The following is a 13473-nucleotide window of genomic DNA, read 5'->3' on the forward strand; positions in this document are numbered from 1 at the left end:
GCGACCATGCCGCTCCCCACCCGGAGATCAGCACGTATGTCCAAGCAGACCATGGCTCGCCTGCTCGCCGAAACCCTGCACAGCGCGGGCGTGGAGCGGATCTGGGGCGTGACCGGCGACAGCCTCAACGGCTTGACCGACGCGCTGCGGCAGATGGACAGCATCGAGTGGATGCATGTGCGCCACGAGGAAGTGGCCGCCTTCGCCGCCGGCGCCGAAGCCGCGGTCAGCGGCAAGCTGGCGGTGTGCGCCGGCAGTTGCGGCCCGGGCAACCTGCATCTGATCAACGGCCTGTTCGATTGTCACCGCAGCCACCAGCCGGTGTTGGCGATCGCCGCGCACATTCCGTCCTCGGAGATCGGCCTGAGCTATTTCCAGGAGACGCATCCGCAGGAACTGTTCCGCGAGTGCAGCCACTACGTCGAACTGGTGACCAACCCGGCGCAGATGCCGGAAGTGCTGCAGCGGGCGATGCGCACGGCGATCCTGCGCCGCGGCGTGGCGGTAGTGGTCATTCCAGGCGACGTGGCGCTGCAGGAAATGCCCAAGGGCACGCCGACGACGTGGCCGGCGCTGGCCGCGCCGCGCATCCTGCCGGCCGACGCCGACGTGGCGAAGCTGGCCGATCTGCTGCAGGCGAGCAAGGCCACCACCTTGCTGTGCGGCAGCGGCTGCGCCGGCGCGCACGACGAGGTGGTGGCGCTGGCCGACGCGCTCGGCGCACCGATCGTGCACGCGCTGCGTGGCAAGGAACATGTGGAGTGGGACAACCCGTTCGACGTCGGCATGACCGGCCTGATCGGCTTCAGTTCCGGCTACCAGGCCATACTCAACTGCGACACGCTGCTGATGCTCGGCACCGATTTCCCGTACCGGCAGTTCTATCCCAAGGACGCCACCATCGTGCAGGTCGATAACGACCCGGCCGCGCTGGGGCGGCGCACGCCGCTGCAACTGGGCATCGCCGCCGACGTGCGCGAGACCATCGCCGCGCTGCTGCCGCGCCTGCAGCGTCGCGAGGACCGCGGCTTCCTGGAGAAGTCGCTGGCTCACTACCGCAAGGCGCGCGAGGGCCTGGACGACCTGGCCGTGGCCTCGGCCCCTGGCGAGCCGTTGCATCCGCAGTTCGTCACGCGCATGGTCGATGCGCTGGCCGATGCCGATGCGATCTTCACCTGCGACGTCGGCACGCCGACGGTGTGGGCGGCGCGCTACTTGACCATGAACGGCCAGCGCCGCCTGCTCGGCTCGTTCAACCACGGCTCGATGGCCAATGCGATGCCGCAGGCGTTGGGCGCGCAGGCGCAGTTCCCGCGCCGGCAGGTGATCTCGCTGTCCGGCGATGGCGGTTTCACCATGTTGATGGGCGATTTCATCACCCTGGCCCAACTCGGCCTGCCGGTGAAGGTGGTGGTCTACAACAACGGCTCGCTCGGCTTCGTGGCGATGGAAATGAAGTCGGCCGGCTACCTGGATACCGGCACCGACCTGAGCAATCCGGACTTCGCGGCGATGAGCAACGCGATGGGCATCCTGGGTCTGCGCGTGGACGAGTCGGCGCAACTGGAGCCGTCCCTGCGCGAGGCGTTCGCGCATCCCGGCCCGGCGCTGGTGGACGTGCGCGTGGCCAGCCAGGAACTGGCGATCCCGCCGGCGGTCAAGCTGGAACAGGCCAAGGGCATGGGCCTGTACCTGCTGCGCGCGGTGATGAGCGGACGCGGCGACGAGGTGCTGGAACTGGTCAAGACCAACCTGCGCTGAGTCGCCGCAGGCACCGCGGCGCGGTTACGATCGCCGCGGTTCGCCCCGCCTCTTCCGTTGCGCCCAAGGACGTCCATGCCCCGTTCGCTGTTGCGGCAACTGCTGCTGATCTGGATCGTCATCGTCGCCGCCTGCGTGGGCATGGCGGTGGTGCTGGTCGGGCTGTACCGGCACAGCGAGGGCGTGCGCAGCGAACGCGCGCAGACCGGGTTGCGCGAGGTGTGCACGCGCATGGTGCAGCGCTACAACGGCGCCAGCACCGCTGCCCACGGCAGCGACGGCACCGGCCTGGCGGCGGTGGTGTCGCAGCTGGTGCTGGCCGATGCCGCCGGCGTGGAAGGCGGCTTCTGGGACCGCCAGCGCGGCTTCGTCGCCTATGCCTATCCGACCTACGACGGGACCGAGCACAAGACCGACGTGCCCTCGGCCGAGCGCAACGTCATCGTGTCCACCGTGCAGCGCGGGGTGGAGGCGCAGCACCCGGTCGACTACCGCCGCGACGGGCAGCGCGAGAGCCTGCTGATCGCGGCCTGCCCGCTGGACCGCAATGCCGCGGCCTGGGCCATGACCCGCGTGGCCTCCAGCGACGCCGCCGCCAGCCTGCCGCTGGCGTTGGGCATGGCGCTGATCCTGGCGCTGGTGGTGGTGTCGGCGCTGGCGCTGGGCTGGGTGGTGCGGCGCTGGAGTCAGCGCCTGCAGGGCATCCAGCAGGCCCTGGCGACGCCGGCCGAGGTGCCGCAGATCCCCAAGACCGGCGCGCCGGAGCTGGATCGGCTCGGCGCCGCGGTCACCGACTACGCGCAGCGCAACGCGCAGGCGCTGGCCGAGACCCGCCGGCTCGGCGAGGAACTGTCGCGGCACGAACGCCTGGCCGCGCTGGGGCGCATGACCGCGACCGTGGCGCACGAGATCCGCAACCCGATCGCAACCTTGCGCCTGGCGCTGGAAAACCAGATCGCCGAGCACGCGGACGGCGCCGACGACGCCCAGGCGCAACTGATGCTGGCGCAGATCCAGCGCCTGGACGGGGTGGTGGAAAGCCTGCTCGGCATGGTCCAGCCGATCCGCCTGCACCGGCAGACGGTAGCGCTGCAACCGTGGCTGCAGGCGCTGCTGGACCCTGCCGACTGGGACGGGCAGACGCCGCCGATCGCGCTGCGCCTGCAAGCGGCACCGGAGCAGTGGATGCTGGATCCGCAGCAGGCCGCGCGCGCCCTGCACAACCTGCTGCGCAATGCGCTGCAGCACGCCGCGCCCGACACCGAGGTCACGTTGGCGGCGCAGGCCGAGAACGACCTGCTGCACCTGCGCGTGCGCAACCAGGGCGCGCCGGTGCCGGCGCCGGTGGCCGCGCATCTGTTCGAACCGTTCGCCAGCGGCCGCAGCGACGGCAATGGCCTGGGTCTGGCGCTGGTGCGCGAGATCGCCCGCGCCCATGGTGGCGAGGCGCACTACGCGCATCGCGACGGCATCACCGAGTTCAGCCTGGAGCTGCCATGGCGCGCATCCTGATCATCGACGACGACCTGGCCTTCCTCAGCACCCTGCAGGCGACGCTGCGCTCGTTCGGCCACGAGGTGGTGGCCGTGGCCGACCCGCGCGAGGGCCTGGCGCGCCTGGGCGAGGGTGGGCTCGACCTGGCCTTCGTCGACTTCCGCATGCCCGGCATGGACGGCATCGCACTGATGCGCGCGCGCCAGGACGACGCGCAGGCCATGCGCGTGCCGCTGGTGATGCTCACCGCGCATGCCTCCAGCGGCAACACCATCGAGGCGATGAAGCTCGGCGCCTTCGATCACCTGGTCAAGCCGGTGGGCCGCGCCGACATCGCCGAGGTGGTCGAGCGCGCCCTGCGCAGCCGCGGCGACGCCGCGCCGGAGGCCGCAGCGGCGATGCCGGCCGAGGAGGACGACGCGCTGCTCGGTCACAGCGCGGCGATGCGCACCGTGCACAAGCGCATCGGCCTGGCCGCCGCGTCCGACCTGCCGGTGCTGATCACCGGCGAAACCGGCACCGGCAAGGAACTGGCGGCGCGCGCGCTGCACCGTGCCAGCGCGCGTGCCGCGCAGCCGTTCGTGGCGATCAATTGCGCGGCGATTCCCGCCGAGCTGATGGAGAGCGAGCTGTTCGGCTACCGCAAGGGCGCGTTCTCCGGCGCGGTGAGCGACCGCAACGGCCTGATCCGCGACGCCGATGGCGGCACCCTGTTCCTCGACGAGATCGGCGACATGCCCTTGCCGATGCAGGCCAAGCTGCTGCGTTTCCTGCAGGAAGGCGAGGTCTCGCCGCTGGGCGGGCGCGGCGCGCAGAAGGTGGACGTGCGGGTGATCGCCGCCACCCATCGCGACCTGCTGCAGGCGGTGGACGCCGGGCGCTTCCGCAGCGACCTGCGCTACCGGCTCAACGTGGTGCCGATCGAACTGCCGCCGCTGCGCGAGCGCGGCGACGACATTCTCCTGCTCTCCCAGCACTTCCTCGCCGCCGGTGCCAGCGCCCCGCAGACCCTGTCGATGGCAGCGCAGGCGCGCCTGCGCGCCTATCCCTGGCCGGGCAATGTGCGCGAATTGCGCAACGCCATGCAGCGCTGCCAGGTGCTGGTGCGCGCGCCGGTGGTCGAGGCGCACGACCTGGACGAACTGCTGGCCCAGCCCGCCGAGACGCCCACGGCGCTCGACACCGACGCGCTGACCCTGCCGCAGGCGATCGCGCAACTGGAACGGCAGATGATCCAGGCGGCGCTGACCCAGGCCCACGGCAACCGCGCCGAGGCCGCGCGCCGGCTCGGCATCCATCGCCAGCTCCTGTACCGCAAGCTCGACGAGTATGGGTTGTAGGCGGCGCGCTTGTGCGCGCCGCCGGGATTGGGGATTGGGGATTAGGGATTGGGGATTCGTCACAGCACCCGACATCAGGCGACGCGTCCGCTTTTGCGAATCCCCAATTCCTAATCCCCAATCCCCTTCCATCCAAACCTGTCCGCAAAGCGGACAGATGTGGATGGAATGGAGACGCTGCCAAAGCCAGATTGGCACTCGATTCATTTAAAAATCAATGGCTTAAAAGTTGGCACGGCCTCTGCATTATCTCTCCTGCGAGCGGCGCCCCCTTGCCGCTCAGGAGGAACTCCCATGATCCGTCGTAGCGCACTCGCTCTGTCCCTGGTGCTGGCCACCGCCGCCGCTGCCGCCACCGCACAGGTGCCGGCGCCGCCCGCACCTCCCGCCCCGCCGGCGCCCGGCAACGTCCCGGCACCGCCGCCGCCGCCCGCGGCCCCCGTCGCTGCCACGCCGGTCCGCGTGGACGGCACTGTCGAGCGTTTCATGCTCAACCCCAACGGCGACGTCGATGGCCTGTGGCTGATGGACGGCACCCAGGTGAGCTTCCCGCCGCACCTGTCGGCCGATCTTCAGGCCGCCGTACGTCGTGGCGATGCGATCTCGGTGCAGGGCTATCGCCTGGGCAGCCTGCCGCTGCTGCAGGCCAACACCATCACCGCGCGCCGCAGTGGCAAGCAGGTGGTCGACCGCCCGCCGAACCCGATGACGCCGCCGCCGGCGCCCCCGGCACCGCCGGCCCTGACCCCGCTGCAGGCCGATGGCCGCATCGAGCGGCTGGTCTATGGCCCGCGCGGAGACACCGCCGGCGTGCTGCTCAGCGACGGCACCGTGGTGCGCATGCCACCGCACGCCGCCGTGCAGTACAGCGAGTTGCTGCGGCCCGGCGCGCGCCTGAGCGTCAACGGCTTCGGCGTGTTGACCCAGGTGGGTCGCTCGGTGGAAGCCACTCAGGTCGGCCGCGACCGCAACTCGCTGCAGGCGGTGTTCGCGCCCCCGGCCCCGCCTGCGCCGCCGGCTGCTCCGCCGCCGCCGGGCGCGCCGGGTGCGCCGGCCGCCCCGCCGCCGCCGCCGGCCCCGCGTTGATCCGGGCGCGGTTCCATCGCGCCTGACCCCTGCGCCCGCCGTTCGCGGCGGGCGCTGCCGGCCCCCGCCGGCATCCCTTGTTCGTCTGGAGAATGCAATGCATTGGGTCGATCCCGATTCCCTGCCGGAAACCCGTGGCACGCTCGCGCGCTTCCTGCTCAACCCCAAGGCCGACGTCGACGGCCTGCTGTTCGACGACGGCACCGAAGTGCACACCCCGCCGCACCTGTCGGCGCAACTGCTGCAGGCGCTGCGTCCGGGCGCCTGCCTCGGCGTGCGCGGACTCAAGCCGCGCGGCGCCGATGTGCTGGTGGCGTTGGCGGTGGACCCGGACGGCGCCGCGCGCATCGTCGATGAAGGTCCGCATGCCGGTCCGCACACACCCAAGCCCAAGCCGCCGGCCAAGCACAAACCCGCGCAGGACGCGGCGCGTCACGCCGGCACCATCGCACGGCTGCTGCACGGCCCGCACGGGCAGGTGCATGGCGCGCTGCTGGAGGACGGGCTGATCGTGCGCTTCCCGCCGCACGCGGTGCCGGAATCGGCGCGCTGGCTCGCCGCCGGCAAGCCGCTGACGGCGCAGGGCGAATTGCTGGAGTCCGCGCATGGCCAGGTGCTGCATGCGCAAGCGTTGGGCGCCAGCGACGCGACGCTGCAGCCGTTGAAGCCGAAGCCGCCCAAGCCTCATCACAAGCCGTTGCACGCGCATGCGGATGATGCTGCGCCGAAGGACGGGCCGAAGCCGAAACCGAAGCCCAAGCCCCACTGAGTTCCGAGTCGTCGCGGCGGTGTGCCCCTGGCCACCGCCGCGCCTGTGTTTCCCGCGCTCATCCAGGACACCGTCATGCCGCCCGTCGCGCCTGCGCAGCACCACGCACTCCTGTCCTTGTCGCCGCGCTCGTCGGCGGTGCGCGCATGAGCGGCGCCGAGAAGCGCCAGCGCCCGCGCGGCACGCGCGCGCTGGAAGCGCTCAATTTCACCATGGCCGACGTGCAGGACGGGCTCGGCCCGTTCCTGAGCGTGTTCCTGCAATCCAAGGGCTGGTCGCTCGGCGCGATCGGCTCGGTAATGACCGCCGGCGGCATCGTCGGCATGCTCGCCACCACGCCAGGCGGTGCGCTGGTCGATGCGACCAAGCGCAAGCGCAGCATCGTGGTGGTCGGCTGCAGCATGATCCTGCTGGCCTCGGCGCTGCTGTGGTGGTCGCCGACCCTGCCGGGCGTCATCGCCGCGCAGGTGATGACCGCGCTCGCCGCCGCCGCGCTGGGGCCGGCGCTGTCCGGCATCACCCTGGGCCTGGTGCGGCAGGCCGGCTTCGATCACCAGATCGCGCGCAACCAGGTCGGCAGCCATGCCGGCAACGTGGTGGCCGCGGCGCTGGCGGGCTTGCTCGGTTGGAAATTCGGTTTCGGCGCGGTGTTCGTGCTGACCGGCTGCTTCGGCGTGCTGGCGATCATCTCGGTGTTGATGATTCCGCGCGACGCCATCGATCACCGTGCGGCGCGCGGCATGGCCGAGGCCGAGGACGAGGACGACAACGGCGCCCACGTCAGCGGCTGGTCGGTACTGCTGACCTGCAAGCCCTTGCTGGTCCTGGCCGCGGCGCTGGCGCTGTTCCACCTCGGCAATGCGGCGATGCTGCCGCTGTACGGCATGGCCGTGGTGGCCGCGCATCAGAGCGACCCGAACGCGCTGACCGCCACCACCATCATCGTCGCCCAGTCCACGATGGTGCTCGCCTCGCTGCTGGCGATGCGCCTGATCCGCGTGCGCGGGCACTGGTGGGTACTGCTGCTGACCTTCCTGGCGCTGCCGCTGCGTGGACTGATCGCCGCCAGCGTCATCCACACCTGGGGCGTGTTCCCGGTGCAGATCCTCGACGGCGTCGGCGCCGGCCTGCAGAGCGTGGCGGTGCCGGCGCTGGTGGCGCACCTGCTGCAGGGCACCGGCCGGGTCAACGTGGGGCAGGGCGCGGTGATGACGATGCAGGGCGTCGGCGCGGCGCTGAGCCCGGCGCTGGGCGGCTGGATCGCACAGGGGTTCGGCTATCGCGCGGCGTTCCTGCTGCTGGGCGGCATCTCGCTGCTTTCGCTGGCGTTGTGGGTGGGGATGCGCAAGCATCTGGTGACGGCGAAGCGCGACCGCGCAGCCGACGAACCGGTGCCGCCGCTGCCGGCTTAGGTCTCAGCCCGGCGCGACGCCAGGCACCACCTCGCAGGCGATGCCGGCGTCGGCCAATTGCGCCGCCAGCGCCGCATGCGGTGCCTGCCGGAACGCATCGCCCTGCAACAGGCTGACCACGCGCTGTCCGGCGTGCGCCCGTTCGATCAGCAGCGCCAGATGCGCGGCCGGATCGTCCGGCAGCGGCTGGCGGCTGGCATCGCGGCGTGCCAGGCTCAGCACTGCCGCGCTCACTTGCGCACCGACCAGCAGCAGGTCGGCCTGGTTGAGCGCGCGCAGCGCCTTCAGCGTCAGTGCGCCGGGGTCGCCATTGCCGGTGCCGACCAGCCACACGCTGCCCTGCCGCGGCACCGCGTCGCTGCGCTGCAGGCTTTCGGCGAAGGCCTGTTCGGCGGCATCGCGCTGGCCGCTCTGCAGCAGGGTCTGCACCGGTCCCTCCAGTACCTGTTCGAACCAGCGGCGGCGCTGCGGCAGGTCCGGCAGGCGCGCGCGGATGGCGGCGCGGTGGCGCGCGAACAGTTGCGCCAGTTCGGCGTAGGAATGGTCCAGTTCGGTTTCCCAGCGCTCGCGCAGGCGCCGCGCCAGCATCGGCGCCGCACCGCTGGAGGAGATCGCGATCAACAGCGGGTCGCGATCGATGATCGCCGGCACCTGGAACGTCGACAGCGCGGCGTCGTCGACCACGTTGACCCACTTGCGTCGCGCTCCGGCCTGTTCGGCCAGTTGCCGGTTGAACGCGTCGTCGTCGGTGGCGGCCACCACCAGCCAGGCGTCGTCCAGCCACTGCGGGTCGAAGGCGCCGTCGGCGCGTTGCAGGCGGCCCTGCGCCAGCCACTGCGCCACGGTGGGGTTGAGCGCGTGCGCGTACACCAGCACGTCGGCACCGGCGTGCAGCAACGCCTCGATCTTGCGCATCGCCACCTCGCCGCCGCCGACGACCAGCACGCGGCGTCCGGCCAGGTCGGCGAACAGGGGATACAGCGGCATGCGGACTCCTGGCTGGGGCGAGGTGCGTCAGGTCGCGGGCAGGCATGTGGCGGGACCGCACGCGGCTGCGCAGCGTTCTGTCGGTCAACGATACAGAAAGGAGGGCCTGGTGGAGCTGTCCGCCGCGGATGTCATTCTCCCCCGTCATCCCAACGGCCTGCGGCGGCGGCAAACGCCGGACCATGCCCGGCAACGCCTGGCCGCGCAGCCAACGCGCAGGCGCTGGCGTATGATCCGCGCTCGTCGCCCTTCCGAACCGGCATCATGGATCGAGCCCGTCCGTCCCTTTCGTGGCCACGCGTGTCGGCGTGGTGTGTCCTTTTCGCGCTGCTGTGGCAGGTGGCACCCACGCTGGCGCAGACCGCGCGCAAGCCGTCGGCCTACGAGCAACGCCCTGGCAGCAATGCCACCGTGCAGCCGGCGACTGGGCCCGATTCCCTGCCGCGCCTGGACAGCCGTGCGCAGTTCCTGCAGCTCGCGCGGGTCTACAACGCCGGCACTGCGCTGGAACTGCCGCATCTGCTGTTCGTGATCGACCGGCAGCAGGGTGGACGCGTCTACTACCTCAACACCCCGCGCTTCGCGCTGCACGAGCAATTCGTGCGCCAGCGCCTGGCGCCGGGCATGGGCAAGGCGGCGCTGAAGGCGCAGTACCGCGATCCGCAGCGTCGCTTCCTGTTCGGCACCCTGAGCTGGCAGCAGGATTTGCCGGGCTACACCTACGAGTTCTGGGAGGGCGACGTCCTTACCGCGCCCTTGTTGCAGCAGACCGATGCCGCCCTGCGCGCGTCGTTCTTCGACACGCTGCGGTTCAAGACCAACTCCACGCTGCACGAACAGGTGGCCAAGTCCGCCGGGCTGGCCTTCGTCACCCAGGAGGCGCTGCTGCGCGAGCAGCGCTTCCTGCCGTTGAACACCGGCCATGCCCAGGGACGGCTGCGCATCGTGCGTTCGGAGGCGCAGTTCCGTGCCCTGTCGCCGCGCGATATCCCGGTGCTGGACGAGGTGCCGATCGCATTGGCACCGGTCGCCGGCCTGATCACGCAGCGCCCGTCCACGCTGTTGTCGCACGTCAACCTGCTGGCCAAGGGCTGGGGCATTCCCAACGTGTACGTGCGCGATGCGCAGGCGGCGTTGCGCCAGTACGACGGCCGCTGGGTGCAACTGGATGTCACCCACAACGATTACCGGGTGACGCCGCTTGCAGGCCCGCCAGCAGCCATGTCGTCCACTACCCCGCGCGCGGCGTCACGCGCGCTGCCGCGTCCGGACCTGAGCGTGGCCGCGCTCAAACCGCTGGCGGCGCTGCGCGCCCGCGACAGCCGCGCCTGCGGGACCAAGGCCGCCAATCTCGGCACGCTGAAAGCGGTGCTGCCGCCGGCCGCGCGCGTGCCGGACGGCTTCTGCATTCCGTTCGCGTTCTACCAGGCGACGCTGCAGCGTCTGCAGGTCGATCAGCGCCTGCGCGACCTGCAGCGCCGTCCGGGCTTCGCCACCGACGCCGACGTGCGCCGCGCCGCGCTGGCGGCGCTGCGTGCCGAGATCGCCGACGCCGCGCCCGATCCCGCCTTCGTGCGCGCGCTGGAGACGCAGTGGCAGGGGCAACTGCGCGGCGCCGGTGTGTTCGTGCGCAGCTCGTCCAACTCCGAGGATCTGCCCGGCTTCAGTGGCGCCGGCCTGTACACCACCGTGCCCAACGTCACCCGCGCCGACGCATTGGCCAAGGCGGTGCAGACGGTGTGGGCGTCGGTGTACAACTTCGAGGCCTACGAAGCGCGCGCCGCCGCCGGCTTGCCGCAGGACGCGGTGGCCATGGCGGTGCTGGTGCAGCTGGCCGCGCCGTCCGACAGTTCCGGGGTGATGATCACCCGCGATCCCTTCGATGCCGCGCGCCGCCATGTCACCTACATTTCGGCCAAGCGCGGCCTGGGCATCCGCGTGGTCGAGGGCAAGCGCCAGGCCGAACAGGTGATGTATTCGAGCTGGTCCAAGGCGGTGCAGGTGCTGAGCCGCTCGGCCGAGGACACCCAGCTCGTGGCCAACGCCGCCGGCGGCGTCCGCGAGATCCCGATCGTCGGCACCCGCCAGGTACTGACCGATGCGCTCATCGCGCGACTGGCCAAGGTCGGCGCGATGACCAAGCAGGCGCTGGGCGGCGCCGACCAGGACATCGAGTGGGCGGTGGTCGGCGACGAGGTGGTGATCCTGCAGGCGCGGCCGTATGTGGAGCGGGGTGGGCGCCAGTGAACCACCCTCACGTTGCTGCCGGGGCGCTATCGGTGCAGCCGCTTGCGGTGGGCAGCCAGCGCGGCACGGCGGTATCTGAGTTCCATTGATGTCCGGTCGCGGCTGAAGCCGCTCCTATGGACGACAGTTCGCCACGTCCGCCTTCTGTAGGAGCGGCCTCAGCCGCGACCCGCAGCGCCCGACAACGCGTCGGACGCTCCCATCAGCTCACGCCGTCGGCGCATCCGCATTCTGGTGACGCGCCGCGGCGGTCTTGCTGTCGCGTTCGGCCGCCAGCAGGGTCAGCGAGCGGCCGATGCCGTGCCACTGCGAACCACCGGGCAGGCCGTGTTCGCCGTTGCGTTCGGCGGTGTCGATCAGCACGCGCCAGTGTTCGCCTTCGACCAGCGGCAGGGTGAACGGCACGTCCTCGACCGCGCCGTTGACGATCATCAGCAGGGTCACGTTGGACGCGGCCTGGCGCAGGCCGCTGGACGGGGCGCGGCCGTCCAGGCGCATCATCAGCGCGCGGGCGTGCGGGTCGTGCCAGGAGGCTTCGGTCATTTCCTCGCCGTCCGGGGCCAGCCAGGTCACGTCCTTGATGCCCAGTTCCTCGTCGTAGACGCCGTCGAAGAAGCGCGCGCGGTGCAGCAGCGGGTAGTGCGCGCGCAGGTGGGTCAGGCGCGAGACGAAGGCGCTGAGCTGGTGCGCGCGCGGGCCGGCTTCCCAGTTCAGCCAGGTCAGTTCGTTGTCCTGGCAGTAGGTGTTGTTGTTGCCGCCCTTGCTGCGGCCGAACTCGTCGCCGGCCAGCAGCATCGGCGTGCCTTGCGACAGCAGCAGGGTGGCCAGCATGTTGCGCATCTGCCGCAGGCGCAGCGCGTTGATCTGCTCGTCGTCGGTCTCGCCTTCCACGCCATAGTTGGCGGAGATGTTGTTGTCCGAGCCGTCGCGGTTGTGCTCGCCGTTGGCCTCGTTGTGCTTGTGCGCGTAGCTGACCAGGTCGTGCAGGGTGAAGCCGTCGTGGGCGGTGACGAAGTTGACCGAGGCGGTCGGGCGACGGCCGCGGTGGTGGAACAGGTCGGCCGAGCCGGTCAGGCGCGTGGCCAGTTCCGCCAGTTGGCCTTCGTCGCCGCGCCAGAACGCGCGCACGTTGTCGCGGAACTTGTCGTTCCACTCCGACCAGCCCGGCGGGAAGGCGCCGACCTGGTAGCCGCCCGGGCCGACGTCCCACGGCTCGGCGATCAGCTTGACCTGGCTCAGCAGCGGATCCTGGCGGCAGGCGTCGAGGAAGCCGCCCTTGGGGTCGAAGCCGTGATGCTCGCGGCCGAGGATGGTGGCCAGGTCGAAGCGGAACCCGTCCACGTGCATCTCCGCCACCCAGTAGCGCAGCGAGTCGTTGACCATGCGCAGCGCGCCGGCATTGGTCAGGTCGAAGGTGTTCCCGGTGCCGGTGTCGTTGATGTAGAAGCGGCGATCCTCGGCCAGGCGGTAGTAGCTGGCGTTGTCGATGCCCTTGAACGACAGCGTCGGCCCCAGTTCGTTGCCTTCGGCGGTGTGGTTGTAGACCACGTCCAGGATCACTTCCAGCCCGGCGCTGTGCAGCCGCGCCACCATCTGCTTGAACTCGGACACCGTGCGCGTGGCCATGTAGCGCGGGTGCGGGGCGAAGAAGCCGATGGTGTTGTAGCCCCAGTAATTGCGCAGGCCCTGCTTGAGCAGGTATTCGTCGTCGACGAAGGCGTGCACCGGCAGCAGTTCCACCGCGGTCATGCCCAGGCGCTTGATGTGCTCGACCACCTCGTCCACCTTCAGCCCGGAGAAGGTGCCGCGCCAGGCCTCGGGGACCGAGGGGTGGCGCATGGTGGTGCCGCGCAGGTGGGTCTCGTAGATCACCGTGCTGTCCCACGGCGTCTGCGGGCGCTGGTCCTTGCCCCAGGTGAAGGCCGGATCGATCACCGCGCACTTGGGCATGTAGGCGGCGCTGTCGCGGCGGTCGAAGCTGAGGTCGGCATCCTTGTGGCCGATGGTGTAGCCGAACAGGGCCGGCGCCCATTTCAGTTCGCCGACCAGTTGCTTGGCGTAAGGATCGAGCAGCAGCTTGTTGGGATTGAAGCGGTGCCCGGCGTCGGGCGCATACGGACCGTACACGCGGTAGCCATAGAGCTGGCCGGGGCGCGCGTCGGGCAGGTAGCCGTGCCAGATCTCGTCGGTGTACTCGGGCAGGGCGATGCGTTCGATCTCGCGGCCGCGATCGTCGAACAGGCACAGCTCCACCTTGGTGGCGTGCGCCGAGTACAGGGCGAAGTTCACCCCCAGGCCGTCCCAGGTGGCGCCCAGCGGATACGGCAGGCCCTCGCGGATACGCGAACGGCGGGTGAGCTTGCGCACGGGCATGAAG

9 protein-coding genes are annotated in these 13473 nt (G+C 70.7%); 7 read left to right on the forward strand and 2 right to left on the reverse strand.

The window, feature by feature from the left end; translation table 11 throughout:
- Nucleotides 1-51 precede the first annotated feature (51 nt).
- The 6 genes from poxB to SLW56_RS11945 all read left to right on the forward strand — a co-directional run bounded on the left by poxB (nucleotide 52) and on the right by SLW56_RS11945 (nucleotide 7862).
- A complete protein-coding gene (poxB, locus tag SLW56_RS11920; RefSeq protein WP_320694917.1) occupies nucleotides 52-1761 on the forward strand; it encodes a ubiquinone-dependent pyruvate dehydrogenase in 1710 nt (569 codons plus the stop codon).
- A 75-nt stretch (nucleotides 1762-1836) separates the two neighbouring features.
- Complete coding sequence (locus SLW56_RS11925; protein ID WP_295911811.1) at nucleotides 1837-3273, forward strand: HAMP domain-containing sensor histidine kinase; 1437 nt, start codon at nucleotides 1837-1839, stop codon at nucleotides 3271-3273.
- Nucleotides 3258-4595, forward strand: a complete 1338-nt coding sequence (locus SLW56_RS11930) for a sigma-54 dependent transcriptional regulator (protein WP_295911813.1) — start codon at nucleotides 3258-3260, stop codon at nucleotides 4593-4595. The genes SLW56_RS11925 and SLW56_RS11930 overlap by 16 nt, the downstream gene beginning before the upstream one ends.
- Nucleotides 4596-4889: 294 nt before the next feature.
- Nucleotides 4890-5681: a hypothetical protein gene (locus SLW56_RS11935; protein WP_295911816.1), complete on the forward strand. Its 792-nt coding sequence runs from the start codon at nucleotides 4890-4892 to the stop codon at nucleotides 5679-5681.
- Between the two features lie 97 nt (nucleotides 5682-5778).
- Entirely contained in the window at nucleotides 5779-6450 is a 672-nt protein-coding gene (locus SLW56_RS11940; protein ID WP_320694894.1) for a hypothetical protein, read from the forward strand.
- 146 nt (nucleotides 6451-6596) lie between these two features.
- Complete coding sequence (locus SLW56_RS11945; RefSeq protein WP_267117907.1) at nucleotides 6597-7862, forward strand: MFS transporter; 1266 nt, start codon at nucleotides 6597-6599, stop codon at nucleotides 7860-7862.
- 3 nt (nucleotides 7863-7865) lie between these two features.
- Here the strand turns inward: SLW56_RS11945 and SLW56_RS11950 are convergent, their stop codons facing one another.
- Nucleotides 7866-8849, reverse strand: coding sequence for an NAD(P)-dependent oxidoreductase (locus SLW56_RS11950; protein ID WP_320694895.1), 984 nt, complete (start codon nucleotides 8847-8849; stop codon nucleotides 7866-7868).
- A gap of 339 nt (nucleotides 8850-9188) precedes the next feature.
- Between SLW56_RS11950 and SLW56_RS11955 the strand changes: the two genes are divergently transcribed.
- Nucleotides 9189-11096 (forward strand): PEP/pyruvate-binding domain-containing protein, encoded by a 1908-nt coding sequence (locus SLW56_RS11955; RefSeq protein WP_320694896.1) that lies wholly within the window; start codon nucleotides 9189-9191, stop codon nucleotides 11094-11096.
- A gap of 207 nt (nucleotides 11097-11303) precedes the next feature.
- On the opposite strand, the gene glgX is transcribed toward SLW56_RS11955, so the two are convergent.
- The gene (gene glgX / locus SLW56_RS11960) at nucleotides 11304-13469 is read right to left on the reverse strand and encodes a glycogen debranching protein GlgX (protein WP_152235627.1); all 2166 of its coding nucleotides are present in this window, start codon (nucleotides 13467-13469) and stop codon (nucleotides 11304-11306) included.
- Nucleotides 13470-13473: the final 4 nt, after the last annotated feature.

It is taken from the genome of Xanthomonas sp. LF07-6, from assembly GCF_034105445.1.
GTDB classification, from domain to species: Bacteria; Pseudomonadota; Gammaproteobacteria; order Xanthomonadales; family Xanthomonadaceae; genus Xanthomonas_A; species Xanthomonas_A sontii.